This is a genomic window from Mycobacterium sp. SMC-4 (assembly GCF_050205565.1).
Lineage (GTDB): Bacteria > Actinomycetota > Actinomycetes > Mycobacteriales > Mycobacteriaceae > Mycobacterium.
Genome location: NZ_JBNMQU010000005.1, coordinates 54,075 through 69,285, shown reverse-complemented (window position 1 = coordinate 69,285; position 15,211 = coordinate 54,075). Strand labels below are relative to the sequence as shown.

General features: G+C 69.7%; 16 protein-coding genes and 2 pseudogenes. 3 read left to right on the top strand and 15 right to left on the bottom strand.

What is annotated here, in order from left to right:
* The 4 genes from ACQI46_RS10800 to pyrR are packed head-to-tail and all read right to left on the bottom strand — an operon-like array spanning position 1 to position 3,312.
* Positions 1-504, bottom strand: coding sequence for a transporter (locus ACQI46_RS10800; RefSeq protein WP_427093992.1), 504 nt, complete (start codon positions 502-504; stop codon positions 1-3).
* Complete coding sequence (locus ACQI46_RS10795; protein WP_427093991.1) at positions 501-1,790, bottom strand: dihydroorotase; 1,290 nt, start codon at positions 1,788-1,790, stop codon at positions 501-503. The genes ACQI46_RS10800 and ACQI46_RS10795 overlap by 4 nt, the downstream gene beginning before the upstream one ends.
* A complete protein-coding gene (locus tag ACQI46_RS10790) occupies positions 1,787-2,734 on the bottom strand; it encodes an aspartate carbamoyltransferase catalytic subunit (RefSeq protein WP_427093990.1) in 948 nt (315 codons plus the stop codon). Before ACQI46_RS10790 ends, ACQI46_RS10795 begins: the two co-directional genes overlap by 4 nt.
* Positions 2,731-3,312, bottom strand: coding sequence for a bifunctional pyr operon transcriptional regulator/uracil phosphoribosyltransferase PyrR (gene pyrR, locus ACQI46_RS10785; protein ID WP_427093989.1), 582 nt, complete (start codon positions 3,310-3,312; stop codon positions 2,731-2,733). Before pyrR ends, ACQI46_RS10790 begins: the two co-directional genes overlap by 4 nt.
* Before the next feature lie 119 nt (positions 3,313-3,431).
* Between pyrR and ACQI46_RS10780 the strand changes: the two genes are divergently transcribed.
* Both ACQI46_RS10780 and ACQI46_RS10775 read left to right on the top strand, forming a co-directional pair.
* On the top strand, positions 3,432-4,637 hold the full coding sequence (locus ACQI46_RS10780) for a serine hydrolase domain-containing protein (protein WP_427093988.1): 1,206 nt from the start codon (positions 3,432-3,434) through the stop codon (positions 4,635-4,637).
* 36 nt (positions 4,638-4,673) lie between these two features.
* Positions 4,674-5,957: pseudogene (locus tag ACQI46_RS10775) on the top strand (HNH endonuclease).
* Positions 5,958-5,959: 2 nt separating this feature from the next.
* Here the strand turns inward: ACQI46_RS10775 and ACQI46_RS10770 are convergent.
* Genes ACQI46_RS10770 through ACQI46_RS10755 form a run of 4 tightly spaced genes read right to left on the bottom strand, consistent with a single transcriptional unit; the run spans position 5,960 to position 8,644 of the window.
* Positions 5,960-6,505, bottom strand: a complete 546-nt coding sequence (locus ACQI46_RS10770; protein ID WP_427093987.1) for a hypothetical protein — start codon at positions 6,503-6,505, stop codon at positions 5,960-5,962.
* Positions 6,505-6,981 (bottom strand): transcription antitermination factor NusB, encoded by a 477-nt coding sequence (gene nusB, locus ACQI46_RS10765; RefSeq protein WP_427093986.1) that lies wholly within the window; start codon positions 6,979-6,981, stop codon positions 6,505-6,507. Before nusB ends, ACQI46_RS10770 begins: the two co-directional genes overlap by 1 nt.
* On the bottom strand, positions 6,974-7,537 hold the full coding sequence (efp, locus tag ACQI46_RS10760) for an elongation factor P (protein WP_427093985.1): 564 nt from the start codon (positions 7,535-7,537) through the stop codon (positions 6,974-6,976). Before efp ends, nusB begins: the two co-directional genes overlap by 8 nt.
* Positions 7,538-7,558: 21 nt before the next feature.
* Positions 7,559-8,644 (bottom strand): M24 family metallopeptidase, encoded by a 1,086-nt coding sequence (locus ACQI46_RS10755; protein WP_427093984.1) that lies wholly within the window; start codon positions 8,642-8,644, stop codon positions 7,559-7,561.
* Between the two features lie 33 nt (positions 8,645-8,677).
* Between ACQI46_RS10755 and ACQI46_RS10750 the strand changes: the two genes are divergently transcribed.
* Complete coding sequence (locus ACQI46_RS10750) at positions 8,678-9,199, top strand: B-4DMT family transporter (RefSeq protein ID WP_427093983.1); 522 nt, start codon at positions 8,678-8,680, stop codon at positions 9,197-9,199.
* On the opposite strand, the gene aroB is transcribed toward ACQI46_RS10750, so the two are convergent.
* From aroB to ruvX, 7 genes and pseudogenes are all read right to left on the bottom strand, one after another.
* Positions 9,196-10,275: a 3-dehydroquinate synthase gene (gene aroB, locus ACQI46_RS10745; RefSeq protein WP_427093982.1), complete on the bottom strand. Its 1,080-nt coding sequence runs from the start codon at positions 10,273-10,275 to the stop codon at positions 9,196-9,198. The two genes, ACQI46_RS10750 and aroB, sit on opposite strands and share 4 nt — an antisense overlap.
* A gap of 146 nt (positions 10,276-10,421) precedes the next feature.
* A pseudogene (locus ACQI46_RS10740) lies at positions 10,422-10,928 on the bottom strand (shikimate kinase); the annotation flags it as partial.
* On the bottom strand, positions 10,928-12,142 hold the full coding sequence (aroC, locus tag ACQI46_RS10735) for a chorismate synthase (RefSeq protein WP_427094202.1): 1,215 nt from the start codon (positions 12,140-12,142) through the stop codon (positions 10,928-10,930). The pseudogene ACQI46_RS10740 and the gene aroC, both read right to left, overlap by 1 nt.
* A gap of 24 nt (positions 12,143-12,166) precedes the next feature.
* Positions 12,167-12,601 (bottom strand): prepilin peptidase, encoded by a 435-nt coding sequence (locus ACQI46_RS10730; RefSeq protein ID WP_427093981.1) that lies wholly within the window; start codon positions 12,599-12,601, stop codon positions 12,167-12,169.
* A 43-nt stretch (positions 12,602-12,644) separates the two neighbouring features.
* A complete protein-coding gene (locus ACQI46_RS10725) occupies positions 12,645-13,445 on the bottom strand; it encodes a shikimate dehydrogenase (RefSeq protein ID WP_427093980.1) in 801 nt (266 codons plus the stop codon).
* Complete coding sequence (locus tag ACQI46_RS10720; RefSeq protein WP_427093979.1) at positions 13,442-14,689, bottom strand: endolytic transglycosylase MltG; 1,248 nt, start codon at positions 14,687-14,689, stop codon at positions 13,442-13,444. The genes ACQI46_RS10725 and ACQI46_RS10720 overlap by 4 nt, the downstream gene beginning before the upstream one ends.
* A complete protein-coding gene (ruvX, locus tag ACQI46_RS10715; RefSeq protein ID WP_427093978.1) occupies positions 14,682-15,209 on the bottom strand; it encodes a Holliday junction resolvase RuvX in 528 nt (175 codons plus the stop codon). Before ruvX ends, ACQI46_RS10720 begins: the two co-directional genes overlap by 8 nt.
* Between the last annotated feature and the right edge of the window lie 2 nt (positions 15,210-15,211).

Here is a 15,211-nt window from a genome sequence, read left to right as displayed (position 1 = left end):
TCATTTGACCTCCTCTGGCAGCCATTTGGCGTAGTCCCCGCGGTCGTCGGCGCGAAATCCGGTGTCGATCTCCGCGCCGGACGGTAACCGCCAGCGGACGGCCAGGATGCCTTCATGGGTGAGCGCCTTGCCCACCAGGTTCTTCTCGGCGCGGATCGCGACGATGACGTCGTCGGGAATCCAGATCGGTCCGGCGCCGGTGCGCTGCAACATGATTCCCTCGGGGTACCGGGTCAGCACCGCCTTGGCCCGGAAACCGAGATCGCCGACGACGATCCGGTCGTTCCAGTTCGGGACCAGCGTGCTGCCGACGTAGAGGCCCTTGGTGGGCCCCACCAGCGTGGGCCCCACGGTGTCGGGCAACGGCGGCATGGTGCCGAGGATCTGGGCCTGCCGCTCGCCGCGACGTCGCCAGCCGCGGATCATCGCCTGGATCACCACGGCGATCACCAGCACCACGACTGCGGCCATGATCAGTGTGGCGACCAGAGTCGGGGTGTTCACGCGATCTTCCCGTCGCGCGCGGTGATCTTGCCGCGCAACAGGGTTGCGGTCACGACGGCCGGTAGTTCCATGTCCTCGTACGGGGTGTTGTCCGACCGACTGGCCAGCGCGGGGCCCTGCACCGTCCACCGGGCATCCGGGTCGACGAGCGTGAGGTTGGCCGGTTCACCGACCTCGAGGGGACGGCCCTGGTCGGGCAGGCCGACGATGCGGGCGGGGTTCTCGCTCATCACCCGCGCGACGTCGCGCCAGCTGAGCAGCCCCGTGGTGACCATCGTCTCCACCACGACCGACAGCGCGGTCTGCAGGCCGAGCATGCCGGGTCGGGCGTTGGCGAACTCACACATCTTCTCGTGGGCCGCGTGCGGCGCGTGGTCGGTGGCCACGCAGTCGACGATGCCGTCGGCCAGCGCCTGACGCAGAGCTTGCGCATCGGTGGCCTCGCGCAGCGGCGGGTTGACGCGGTTGCGCCCGTCGTAGGTGGTCAGCCGACTGTCGTCGAGCAGCAGATGGTGCGGGGTGACTTCCGCGGTGATCGAGATTCCCTGTTCCTTGGCCCATTTGAGGAGCTCCACGGTACCCGCGGTGGAGGCATGGCAGATGTGCACGCGGGCGCCGGCGTCGCGGGCCAGCAGCGCGTCGCGGGCGACGATCGACTCCTCGGCGGCGCGCGGCCATCCCGCCAACCCGAGACGCGCCGCGTGGGGACCCTCGTGGGCCACGGAGCCGACGGTCAGCCGCGGCTCTTCGGCGTGCTGGGCGATGAGCACCCCGAGCCCGGACGCGTACTCGAGAGCCCGTCGCATCACCAGCGGGTCGTCGACGCAGATCCCGTCGTCGGAGAACATCCGTACGCCTGCCTCACCGGCGGCCATCAGCCCCATCTCGGTGAGTTGCTTGCCCTGGAGCCCGACGGTGACGGCCCCGACGGGGTGCACGTCGACCAGCCCGACCTGCTGGCCGCGCCGCCACACATGGTCGGTGACCACCACGCTGTCGGCCACCGGATCGGTGTTGGCCATCGCGAACACAGCTGTGTAGCCGCCGAGCGCGGCTGCGGCCGAACCGGTTTCGATGTCCTCGGCGTACTCGCGGCCCGGCTCGCGCAGGTGGGTGTGCAGGTCGACGAAGCCCGGCAGCAGCACCTGACCCGCCCCGTCGATGACGTCGGCGTCGTCAGGTACCGGCAGCCCGGTCCCGATCTCGGCGATCTGCCCGTCTCGGATCAGCACATCCACCGGATCGCCTTCGCCGTAGCGGCGCACCGACGTGATGAGAATGGTCATGCGCTGATCGCCCCTTGCTCGGCTCCGACGAGGAGATGGAACAGCACCGCCATCCGGACGTGCACACCGTTGGAAACCTGTTGCAGCACTGCCGATTGCGGCGAGTCGGCGACCGAGTGCGCGATTTCCATGCCGCGCAGCATCGGTCCGGGGTGCAGCACCACGGTGTGGTCGGCCAGTTGCGCCTGGCGCTGTTCGCTGAGCCCGTAGCGCACCGAGTATTCACGCGCCGACGGGAAGAAGCCGCCGTTCATCCGTTCGGCCTGTACCCGCAGCATCAAGACCGCGTCGGCAAGCGGGAGTTCGGCGTCGAGTTCGTGCGACACCGTCACCGGCCAACCGGCGACACCGACGGGCAGCAGCGTCGGCGGCGCGACCAGGACCACCTCGGCGCCCAGGGTGTGCAACAACGCGACGTTGGAGCGGGCCACCCTGCTGTGCAGCACGTCACCGACGATCACCACGCGCTTGCCGTCGATGCTGCCGAGTCGCTGACGGATGGTCAGCGCATCGAGCAACGCCTGGGTCGGATGTTCGTGGGTGCCGTCGCCGGCGTTGACCACAGACGGACCGCCGTGCTCATCGGCAGTCCACTCGGCCAACTGCTGCGCCGCCCCGGACGCGGGGTGACGCACGATCACCGCATCGGCGCCGGCCGCGCGCAGGGTCAGCGCGGTGTCGCGCAGCGACTCGCCTTTGGCCACCGACGATCCCGAGGCGCTGACGTTGATCACGTCGGCGCTCATCCACTTCCCGGCGACCTCGAACGACACCCGGGTGCGGGTCGAGTTCTCGTAGAACATCGTGATGATGGTGCGGCCGCGCAGTGTCGGCAGCTTCTTGACCTCGCGACCGAGCAGCGCTTCGCGGAAGTGGTCGGCGTTGTCGAGGATCGCGAGGGCGTCGTCGCGGCTCAGGTCTGCCGCGGTCAACAAGTGCTTCACCTGGCAGGCCCTCCATACGGTGCGATGGAGATGACGTCGACTCCATCATTTTCGGTGAGCCGGACCTTGACGTTCTCGGCGCGCGAGGTCGGCACGTTCTTGCCGACGTAGTCGGCGCGGATCGGGAGTTCGCGGTGGCCCCGGTCCACGAGCACCGCGAGTTGCACCGCCTTCGGGCGGCCGAGGTCGCGCAGCGCGTCCAGCGCCGAGCGCACCGACCGCCCGGAGTAGAGGACGTCGTCGACGAGGATGACCAATGCGCCGTCGATCCCGCCTTCGGGAATGGAGGTGGCCGCCAGCGCGCGCGGCGGCTTGCTCATCAGATCGTCGCGGTAGAGCGTGATGTCGAGCGCGCCGTGGGCCACGTCGACACCGCTGAACTCGGCGATGTTGCGGGCCAAGCGGGTGGCCAGGGTGACGCCGCGGGTCGGGATTCCGAGCAGAACCACCCGCGGAGCATCGGCACCGTCGAGTGCGGTCTTCTCGATGATCTGGTGAGCGATACGGGCAATGGTGCGGCTGACGTCCGCTGCGGACATCAGCTCCCGGTCGTGACCGGAGTGGTCGGGTGCGCCCACGAGTGAGCCGGACCTCCTTCTCCGCCTCACGGGACGGATCGTTAAAGGATGTCGGAAACTGCGGCGAGCTTAGCACCGCTGCCGGTGTGCTCACCTATCCGGCGGGTAGCCTCGGCCCGGTGAATCTCGACCGCAACAAGGCGTCCATCTCCGAGGCCATCGACGCCGGGCTGCTGGCCGGGGCCGTCACCCTGGTGTGGCGGGCCGGAAAAGTCCTGCAGGTCAACGAGCTTGGCCACCGCGACGTGCACGCCGGTCTGCCGATGCAGCGCGACACCATCTTCCGCATCGCGTCGATGACCAAACCGATCACGGTGGCCGCGGCGATGTCCCTGATCGAGGAGGGCAAGCTCACACTCTCCGACCGGGTCGCCACCTGGCTGCCCGAGCTCGCCGACATGCGGGTGCTGGCCGAGCCGCGGGGCCCGCTGGACCGGACCGTACCCGCGCAGCGACACATCACCGTCGAAGATCTGATGACCCATCGCAGCGGGCTGGCGTACATGTTCTCGGTTCTCGGCCCCCTCTCCGATGCCTACCGCAAGCTGCCCACCCGTCAGGACCAGGACCGCTGGCTCGCCGAGCTGTCGGCGCTGCCGCTGGTGCACCAGCCCGGCGAGCGCCTCACCTACAGCCACGCCACCGATGTCCTGGGGATCGCGCTGTCACGCATCGAGGGCAAGCCGTTGAGCCAGGTGCTCTCCGAGCGGATCTTCGAGCCGTTGGGCATGACCGACACCGGATTCCACGTCCGCGCCGCCGCGCGCAGTCGCGCCGCGACGATGTATGCGCTGGATCCGACGAAGGGTCTGCGCGACGACGTGATGGGCCCCGCCCCGATCACCGACCCGCCGTTCTGCACCGGCGGCGCGGGACTGTGGTCGACGGTCGACGACTATCTGAGGTTCGCTCGGATGCTGTTGGCCGGCGGGAGCGTCGACGGTGTGCGCGTGCTGTCGGAGGAGTCCGTGGCGTCCATGCGCCGCGACCGCCTGACCGACGAGCAGAAACGACACGACTTCCTGGGAGCGCCGTTCTGGATCGGTCGCGGCTTCGGGCTGAACCTGTCGGTGGTCACCGACCCGGCGAAATCGCGCACCCTGTTCGGCCCGGGCGGAGCCGGCACGTTCTCCTGGCCCGGGGCGTACGGCACCTGGTGGCAGGCCGACCCGGCGGCGGACATGATCCTGATCTATCTGATCCAGAACATGCCGAATCTGTCGGTGGACGCGGCGGCTGCGATCGCAGGGAACACCTCGTTGGCCAAGCTGCAGACCGCCCAGCCGAAGTTCGTCCGCAGCACATATCAGGCGCTGGAGGTCTGACGGTTTTTGTCGGACTGTCTGAGTACAGTCAGGTTTGTGTTCGAACGTGTGTGCGAGTTCTCTGATGCTGCCGACGAGGCTGAGTTGCGTGCGGTGGTCGAGCGTTGTGAAGAACTCAAGGCCTACGCAGCGGCGGTGCAGGCGCGCGCGACGGCGTTGTGGGCGGCCAAGCGGCATGCTCGTGAGGAGGCCGACGGGGTGCCGAAAGCCAAGCGCGGCAAGGGGTTGAGCTCGGAGGTCGCGTTGGCCCGGCGGGAGGCGCCGGTGACCGGCAACCGGCACCTGGGGTTCGCTCGGGCGCTGGTGCATGAGATGCCGTACACGTTGGCGGCGTTGGAAGCCGGGGTGCTGACGGAGTGGCGGGCCACGCTGATCGTGCGCGAGTCGGCGTGCCTGAGCCTCGAGGACCGTCGCCGGTTGGATTTCGAACTGTGTGCTGATCTGTCGCGGTTGTCCGGGTGGGGCAACAAGCGGGTCGAAGCCGAGGCCAAACGCCTCACCGCGCGGCTGGATGCCGCCGCGGTGGTGGACCGGTCGGAGAAGGCGGCCGCGGATTGCGCGGTCAGTTGACGGCCCGGGCCCAACGGCATGGTGTATTTCACCGTGCGGCTGCCGCTGACCCAGGGGGTCGGGCTCTACGCGGCGTGTAAACGGGCCGCCGACACCACCTTCGATGACCGCCCGCGCGGGCAGATCATGGCCGACACCGTCTACGAGCGCGTGACCGGGCGCGCGGCAGATGCGCCGGTGCCGGTGGCGCTGAACCTGGTGATGGCCGACACCACGCTGGCCGGCGACGACGACGAGCTGGGCTGGCTCGACGGCTACGGCCCGGTCCCGGCCGGGTTCTGCCGCGCGCTGACCGGTGACGCCGCCCTGGATGCCGACACGAAAGCCACCCTGCGGCGCCTGTATCGCCACCCGGCCTCCGGGCAGCTGGTGGCCATGGAATCCAAAGCCCGGATCTTCCCCAAGGGTCTGGCGCGGTTCCTCGAGATGCGCGATCAGACCTGCCGCACCCCGTACTGCGATGCCCCGATCCGCCACCACGACCACGCCACCCCGGCCCGCGAGCACGGAGCGACCAGCGCGGCCAACGGGCTCGGGGAATGCGAAGCCTGCAACTACGCCAAAGAAGCCCCCGGTTGGGCCGTCACCACCGAGGATGCGAACGGCCGGCACGTCGCGGAGTTCACGACGCCGACCGGGGCCGTGTACTCCTCGACCGCGCCGCCGCTGCCCGGACCACCGGTCCGCCGACGCCTCAGCCTCCTCGAGAGCCGACTCAGCATCGACCTGGTCACCTTCGACGCCGCCTGACGCTACATCGCGCGGGAGAGCACGCGGCCGAACTGCAGCAGGCGCTGCATCTGCGCGAGTCCGCCGTGGTCCACCGACTTCACGAAACGGAAGGACTCGCAATAGATGTCGGTCTCGGTGGCCGACTTCTGGCGCGAGCGGGTCAGCAGTTGGGTGTAGAGGCGCAGCTTCACCTCCGAGAGCCGACGAGTGCCGTCGGCGAGCACCTCGTACTCGGTGGACAACACGTGGTCGGTGATCGTGGAGAGCAGGATCGAGCGCACCGACGACAGCAGTACCCGCCGCGGCTCATCGTCCTCGGCGCCGGGCGACGCATCGTCGTCGGCACGCCACAGGATCAGCCGGCGACCGTCGGTGGCGATGACCTCCTGCCAGAACGCCTCACCCCAGGACTCCACGGTGAAGCCGCGAGACATCACGAAGGACGTGACCGCTGACGGCTCGACGACCGAGCGCAGCTGATCCAGTGCCAGGTCGGGATCGCGGAGGTACACCCGCGCGGCGTCGTTGAGGCTCGTGTACGGCGCCCAGTCCTGCGGAGCGCCCATTACTCGGCCTCGCGGCCACCCTGCACCGCGGCGGCGGCAGCCCGGATCTGCGGAGTCACCAGCATCACCTGCCCCAGGACCCCGTTGACGAAGCCCGGTGAATCGTCGGTGGACAGCTCCTTGGCCAATTCCACGGCCTCATCCACCGCGACGGGTTCGGGCACATCCTCGGCGTGCAGCAGCTCCCACACCGCGACGCGCAGGATCGCGCGGTCCACGGCGGGCAGCCGATCCAGCGTCCAGCCCTGCAGGTGTGCCGAGATCAGATCGTCGACGTGCGCCGAATGCTCGGTCACGCCGCGGGCGACGGTCACCGTGTACGGGTTGAGCGCCTTGACGTCCCCCTTGTCCGCGAGTTCGGTACGTCCTTCGGCGACGGCCGCCGGGGTGATCCCCCGCGCCTCGGCTTCGAAGAGGAGGTCGACGGCCCGTTTGCGCGCAGCGTGGCGGCCACGATGACTGCGTCGGTCAGGCATTGACCCTTCCCAGGTAGCTGCCGTCGCGCGAATCCACCTTCAACTTGTCCCCGGTGTTGATGAACAGCGGCACCTGGATCTCGGCGCCGGTCTCCATGGTCGCCGGTTTGGTGCCGGCACTGGAGCGATCACCTTGCAGTCCGGGCTCGGTGTGGGTGACCTCGAGCTCCACGGTCACCGGCAGCTCGAGGTACAGCGGTGTGCCGTTGTGGAACGCGATCTGCACCGGCATGCTCTCGAGCAGGAAGCCGGCGGCACGGCCCACCAGCGACTCGGGCAGCGGGTGCTGCTCGTAGTCCTCGGAGTCCATGAACACGAAGTCCGAGCCGTCCCGGTACAGGTAGGTGGCGTCGCGGCGGTCCACGGTCGCGGTCTCGACCTTCACCCCGGCGTTGTAGGTCTTGTCGACGGTCTTGCCGGACACCACATTCTTCAGCTTCGTGCGCACGAAGGCCGGGCCTTTACCGGGCTTGACGTGCTGAAACTCGATGATCTGCCACAGCTGGCCGTCGATCACCAGGACGAGCCCATTCTTGAAGTCGGCGGTGGATGCCACAGTGGGTGTACTCCTAGCTGTCTAGAGGATGACCAGTTCCTTCGGGAACCCGGTCAGCAGTTCAGGGGCGTCTTCGGCGACCACCAGCGTGTCCTCGATACGGACACCACCACGGCCGGGAAGGTAGACACCAGGCTCGACGGTCACCGCGGAGCCAGCAAGCAGTGTACCGGCGGCCGCGCCGTTGATTCCCGGCGCTTCATGGATCTGTAGGCCTACGCCATGCCCGAGCCCGTGGCCGAAGTTCTCGGCGAACCCGGCTTCGGCGATCACCTGCCGAGACGCCGCGTCGACGTCCTTGAGCACCACACCCGGCGCCAGCGCTTCCCGACCGGCGCGCTGCGCCTCGGCAACCAGGTCGTAGACGTCGCGCTGCCAATCCGCGATCGGCGCGAGCACGAAGGTGCGCGTCATGTCGGAGTGATACCCGGCCACGAGCGCCCCGAAGTCGATCTTGACGAAGTCGCCCTCGGCGAGCAGCGCGTCGGTGGGCCGGTGGTGCGGGATCGCGGAGTTGGCACCGGTCGCCACGATGGTCTCGAACGACGCGCCGTCGGCGCCGTGGTCGAGCATCAGCGCCTCCAACTGGTTGCGCACCTGCTTTTCGGTGCGGCCGGCCCGCAGGCCGCCCTGGTCGATCAGATCGGTCAGCGCGGCGTCGGCGGCTTCGCAGGCCCGTCGCAACAGTGCGATCTCACCGGCGTCCTTGATCTCCCGCAGCTGCTCGACCAGGCCGGCCGCCCGCACCAGCTCGCAGCCGTCGCCGGCGGCCTCGGTCAGGCGCGTGAAGGCGTCGACGGTCACCACATGGCTCTCGAACCCCAGCCGGCGTACCCCGTCGGCCGCCGCGCGCGCGGCCAGATGCGGCCCGCAGGCGCGCTCGATGACCACCTCGGCGTCCGGCGCCTGCGCGGCGGCCTGGGTGCGGTACCGCCCATCGGTGGCCAGCACCGGGATCTCCCGGTCAGCGAACACCAGCAACGCGGCGTTGGAACCGGTGAAGCCGGACAGATACCGGACGTTGACCAGGTCGGATACCAGGATGGCGTCCAGGTGCGACTCGGTCAGCAGACGACGCAAACGGTCGCGGCGCGCGGAAGTGGTCACGATGCTCGACGCTACTCGCTAAGGTGTGGCCCCATGAGTAAGTGGTTGCTGCGCGGACTGGTGTTCGCCGCCCTGATGGTGATCGTCCGGTTACTCCAGGGGGCGATGATCAACGCGTGGGAAACCAAAGCGGCACTGATCAGCGCGATCCTGGTGGCGTTGTACGCGGTGGTCGCGTTGGTGTGGGGCTACGTCGACGGCCGCGGCGACGCGCGCCGCAACCCTGATCCGGAGCGCCGCGCCGACTACGCGATGACCTGGCTGCTGGCCGGGCTGTTCGCCGGTGTCGTCAGCGGCCTCGTGGCCTGGGTGATCGGCCTGTTCTACAAGAACCTCTACGTCGAGGGGCTGATCAACGAGATCACCACCTTCGCGGCGTTCACCGCGCTGCTGGTGTTCCTCAGCGCCATCATCGGCGTGGCGCTCGGCCGCTGGTTGGTCGACCGGAAACGGCCCGACGAGCCGCGCCGCCGCGAGACCGACGACGACCGCGCCGACACCGACGTGTTCGCCGCGGTGCGCGACGACCAGACCCAGCCGGTCGAAAACCGTTAGACGCGGGCCACTTCGGCGTACGCGGCGGCCAGCAGCGACGGGTCAGGCCCTTCGAGGCGTCCCGGCTTGGCCAGCCCGTCGAGCACCACGAACCGCAGTACCCCGGCCCGGGTCTTCTTGTCGCCCACCATCGATTCCATCAACTGCGGCAACGCATCGGCGTCGTAGGTCACCGGCAGGCCGAGCGCGCTGAGGATGCGGCGGTGCCGCTCTGTGGTCTCGTCGTCCAACCGGCCCGCCAGGCGCCCCAGCTCGGCGGCGAACACCAAGCCGACCGACACCGCGGCACCGTGGCGCCACTGATAGCGCTCCCGGCGCTCGATGGCATGGGCCAACGTGTGCCCGTAGTTCAGGATTTCGCGGAGCTGTGATTCTCTCTCGTCGGCGGCCACCACCTCGGCTTTGACCGCCACCGCGCGCCGGATCAGTTCCGGCAGCACGTCACCTCTGGGGTCCAGCGACGCCTGCGGATCGGCCTCGATCATGTCGAGGATCACCGGGTCGGCGATGAAACCGGCCTTCACGATCTCGGCCATCCCGGCGATGATCTCGTTGCGCGGCAGTGTCTCCAGCGTGGCGAGGTCGATCAGGACGGCGGCCGGCTGGTGGAAGGCCCCGACGAGGTTCTTGCCCGCGTCGGTGTTGATGCCGGTCTTTCCGCCCACAGCGGCGTCGACCATGCCCAGCAGCGTCGTGGGGACGTGCACGATGTCCACGCCGCGCAGCCAGGTCGCCGCGGCGAAGCCGGCGACGTCGGTGGCTGCTCCCCCGCCCAGGCTCACGATCGCGTCTTTGCGCCCGATGCCGATGCGTCCCAACACTTCCCAGATGAACCCGACGACCGGAAGCTCTTTGCCGGCCTCGGCGTCGGGGATCTCTATGCGATGGGCGTCGGTGCCGCTCTCGGCCAGGTGTGCACGGATCGCCTCTGCGGTCTGGGCGAGCACCGGCTGGTGCAGGACTGCCACTTTGTGCCGGCCCTCGAGCACGCGGCCGAGGTCACCGAGCAGGCCGGTGCCGATGATCACCGGGTAGGGCGGGTTGGTCCGCACTTCGACTGTCACCGGCTCGGTCACGGGGTGTCCTTTCGTGTGCAGGGGGCGCCGGCCTTCTTGGCCGCCATCGCGGCGGGGCTGGGCGGCGCGTCGGTAGACGGAGAGGCCGTCAGCGACAAGGGTGCCCGTCGCCAGGATGTCCGGCGGCGGCGGGGCTTGTGCCCCTCGGGGTTCTCCAGGCGCGCGGTGATGTAGCGCACGACGGCGCCCGGGTTGCGGTGGTTGGTGTTGACCCGCATCGTGGCAACCTGCCGGTACAACGGAACGCGTTGCGCCATCAGTTTTTTGAACTTCTCACCTCGGTCGGGCCCGGCGAGCAGGGGGCGGGCGGTGGAGCCCCCGGTGCGACGCACTCCTTCGGCGGCGCTGATCTCGAGGTAGATGACGGTGTTCCCGGCCAGCGCTTCCCGCACACCCTCGGTGGTCACCGCGCCGCCGCCGAGCGACAACACGCCGTCGTGGGTCTGCAGCGCGTCGCGGATGACTTCTTCCTCGATGCGGCGGAATTCGGGTTCGCCGTCGACGGCGAAGATGTCGGCGATGACGCGGCCGGTGCGCTTCTCGATCTCGGCGTCGGTGTCGAGGAGCGGCACCTCGAGCGCCTTGGCCAGCCGGCGTCCGATCGTGGACTTGCCCGAGCCGGGCAGTCCGATCAGCACCGCCTTGGGGGCCATCAGCCCGAGGCCCTTGCCGCGCCGCGATGGGGCTCGCGCTGCGCGACCGCGCGCAGATAGCCCTCGATGTTGGTCCGTGTCTCGGTCAGTGAGTCGCCGCCGAACTTCTGCAGGGCGGCGCGCGCGAGCACCAGCGCCACCATGGTCTCCACCACGACGCCCGCCGCCGGCACCGCGCACACATCGGAGCGCTGGTGGATGGCCACCGCTTCGTCACCGGTGGTCATGTCGACTGTGGCCAGTGCGCGCGGCACTGTGGAGATCGGCTTCATCGCCGCGCGCACCCGCACCGGCAGGCCGTTGGTCATCCCGCCCTCCAGGCCGCCGGCGCGGTTGGTGGAGCGGGTGACGCCGTCGGCGCCGGGGTACATCTCGTCGTGCGCGACGCTGCCGCGCCGGCGCGCGGTCTCGAACCCATCGCCGATCTCGACGCCCTTGATGGCTTGGATGCCCATGACTGCCGCGGCGAGTTGACTGTCCAGACGGTTGTCACCGCTGGTGAACGACCCGAGGCCGACGGGCAGGTTGTGGGCCACCACCTCGACGACCCCGCCGAGGGTGTCGCCATCACGTTTGGCGGCGTCGATCTCCTCGATCATCGATCGCTCTGCGGCCTGGTCGAACGCCCGCACCGGGCTGGCGTCGATCGCGTCCAGGTCGGCGGGCTGCGGCACCGGGCCGTCGTAGGGCTCTGACGCGCCGATGGAGATCACGTGGGAGACGATCTCGACGCCGAGCGCCTGCTGCAGGAATGCGCGCGCGACGGTGCCTGCGGCCACCCGGGCCGCGGTCTCGCGGGCGCTGGCCCGCTCCAGCACCGGGCGGGCGTCGTCGAATCCGTACTTGAGCATGCCCGCGTAGTCGGCGTGCCCGGGGCGCGGACGGGTCAGCGGCGCGTTGCGGGCGGCGCTTTCGGCCAGGGCGGCCGGATCCACCGGGTCGGCCGCCATCACCGTCTCCCATTTGGGCCACTCGGTGTTGCCGATCTCGATCGCGATCGGTCCGCCGAGGGTCAGGCCGTGGCGCATGCCGGCCAGCATGGTGATCTGGTCCTGCTCGAACTTCATCCGCGCACCGCGGCCGTAGCCGAGGCGTCGTCGTGCCAGCTGCGCGGCGATGTCGTCGGAGGTGACATGGACGCCGGCGACCATGCCCTCGAGCATCGCTACCAGAGCACGGCCATGGGATTCACCAGCTGTCGTCCATCGCAACACGTGACCCATTTTCGCACGTCGAATTCACTGTCCCGACCACACCGCCACCGCCAGCGCCGTGGCCGCGCACATCGACGGCCCGTGCGGCACCAGCGCACCGCCGCCGCGCGCCAGGGACCACGTCCCCGCGACCGCGGTCGACACCGAGGCACCCACCGTCGCGAGCAACCAGACATCCACACCGAACGCGCCCGTCAGGGCGCCCAGCCCCAGCGCCAGTTTGACGTCGCCGGCGCCCATCGCACGCGGCGCGACCAGGTGCACCGCCGCATAGACACCGAACAGAGCCAACGCACCGCACAGCGCCGCGGCACCGCGTCCGCCGAGCAGCGCGCCGGTCAGGATGACCGCGGCCCCCGGCAGCGTCAGCCAGTTGGGCAGACGACGCTGACGAAGGTCGAAGGTGCTCAACGCGATCAGCCACAGCGCCACCGCGGACGCCGCGACCATCTCCCCCATCGTTGAAGGCTAAGCCCGTCGCGCACCTCGCCCCGGCACCAAATCAGTCGGCCAGGAGGGCAGCCCGCATGGCTTCCCGCGGCGCCGGCCGCCCGGTGAACTGCTCGACCTGGGTGAAGGCCTGGTTCAGCAGCATGTGCAGGCCGCTGATCACCTCCCCGCCGGCCGTTCCGACCGCAGCGGCCAGCGGTGTGGGCCACGGGTCGTAGATCGCGTCCAGCAGCACCGGCACGGCAGCCAGTGCGGGCGCATACGGCGCCACCGCGTCGGCGGGCACCGTGTTGACCAGCACGTCGACGCCGTCGACCGTCACGTCCGTGGTGATGTCGCAGTGGTCGGCCTCCACGCCGCAGCGCGCCGCGAGGTCGACCAGCGTGGCGGCCTTCGTCGGGTTGCGCGCCGCCACGGTCACCCGGCGGGCGCCGAGTTCGATCAGCCCGACCACCGCCGAGGGTGCGGTTCCGCCCGACCCGATCACCATCGCGTGCGCGGGACGATGCCCGGCCAGCGCGCCGACGACGCCGTCGACGTCGGTGTTGTCGGCGCGCCATCCCGCCTGTGTGCGCACCAGCGTGTTGGCCGAACCGATCAGCTGCGCGCGCGCAGTGACCTCGTCGGCGAAGCGCAGGGCCGCGATCTTGCCCGGCATGGTGACCGACACCCCGACCCATTCGGGCCCGAACGCCGAGACCATCGCCGGGAGTTGCTCACCGGTGCATTCGATGCGGTCGTAGGTCCACCCGGTCAGGCCCAGCGCTCGGTAGGCGGCCAGATGGAGCTGCGGCGACCGGGAATGCGCGATCGGCGAGCCCAGCACGCCCGCCCGCCGCGGGGCCGGCGTCATCGCGCGGAGTCGAGGACGCCGTTGCGGATGGCCAGTTCGATGTTGGCCAGATGCTGCTCGTACTCCCGGGTGAACAGTGTGGTGCCCTGCATGTCGATGGTGACGAAGTACAGCCAGTCACCGGGTTCGGGGTACTCGGCGGCGTTGAGCGCCGGCAGGCTGGGCGAACAGATGGGCGTGGCGGGCAGCCCGGGCCGCACGTAGGTGTTCCACGGCGTCATCTGCGCGCGGTCGCCGTCGGTGGTGGCCACCTCGATGCGGTCCAGCGGGTAATTCACCGTGGAATCGAACTCGAGGGTGCGGTTCTCGGCGAGCCGGTTGTTGATGACGCGGCTGACCTTGGCGAAGTCCTCGGCCATCGCCTCGCGCTGCACCAGCGAGGCGACCGTCAGGATTTCGTAGGGCGACATGGCGGCCACGGCGGCCGATTCCAGCAGCCCGTTGTTCTCGTACTGGGCAGCGCTGCGCGAGATCAGCGTCGCGAGCAGATCCTGGGGTTCGGACGACGGGTCGATGTTCCAGGATCCCGGCGCGATGAGCCCCTCCAGCCGGCGGTGGTCGGGGCCGAGGCTCTCCACCGCGGTGCCGGCCCACTTGGGCACTCCGAGCGCGGCCGGAGTCGCCGAGCCCGCGATGTCGCGCAGCGCGTCGGCCGACACGCACGTCCGGTCCCCGTCGAGATCCACGCACGATGCCTTCGCGATCAGCGTGAGGATGCCGTCGGTGACCGCCCCGGTTTTGACGTCCTGGACGTCGTCGAGCTGGCGGCCTTCGGGGATCACCAACTTGCCGACGCGGTTGGCCGGATCGGTCAGCCGCTCTACGGCATCAGCGGCGGGGATCTCGGTGCGCACCTTGTAGAACCCGGGCTGGATGGCCGAGATGGCCTCGTTGCCGTTGGCGGCGTCGACGAACGCCTTGGTGGTGCGCACCACGTTGTTGTCCTGCAGGGTCTTCCCGATCGCGGTGGTCGAGTCGCCCTCGTGGACCTGGATCACCACGTCGGCGACACCGTCGCCGGCGTAGTCGCTGCCGGAGTTGCCGAACACCGAGTGCCACAACTGGGAACCCAGGAATACCGCGACCACGACGACCACCACCAGTCCGCTGACCGCGACCACCGCGGCGATCTTGCGGCGCCGGCGGTAACGCTGTTCCCGGATGCGTTCCCGACGCGTCATCCGGTGGCGGGGCGGCCCGACCGCCAGCGGCTCGGCACGGTCACTTCGCCAATCGTCAGACATTCCCGACCTCTCCGTGCGCGGACAACGCCGTCCGCCGCTGGTCCAGCCAGTGTTGCAAGATTCCCACCGCGGCCGCCTGGTCGATGACCGACCGCTGCCCGCGGGCACGCACACCCGCCTCACGCAGGGAGCGCTGCGCACTGCTGGTGGTGAAGCGCTCATCGGCCAGCCGCACCGGCACCGGCGCGATACGCCCGGCCAGGGCGTCGGCCGTCTCCACCGCATCTTTGGCCGAGGACCCGGCCCGGTCCGCGAGGGTGCGGGGCAGACCCACCACCACCTCGACCGCCTCGTATTCACGGACCAGCGCGGCCAGCCGCCGTAGGTGTTTGTCGGAGCGCCGTTCCCTGGCCACGGTCATCACCGGGGTGGCCAGCACGGCGTCCGGGTCGCTGACGGCGACCCCGATGCGGACGGTGCCGACGTCGACTCCCAGCCGGCGGCCGCGTCCGGGGTCAGGCGACGACTCGTCGCCGCCGGGCCGGTCGGGCAATCGGCGGGTCCAGTCGGTGGTGGCCACCG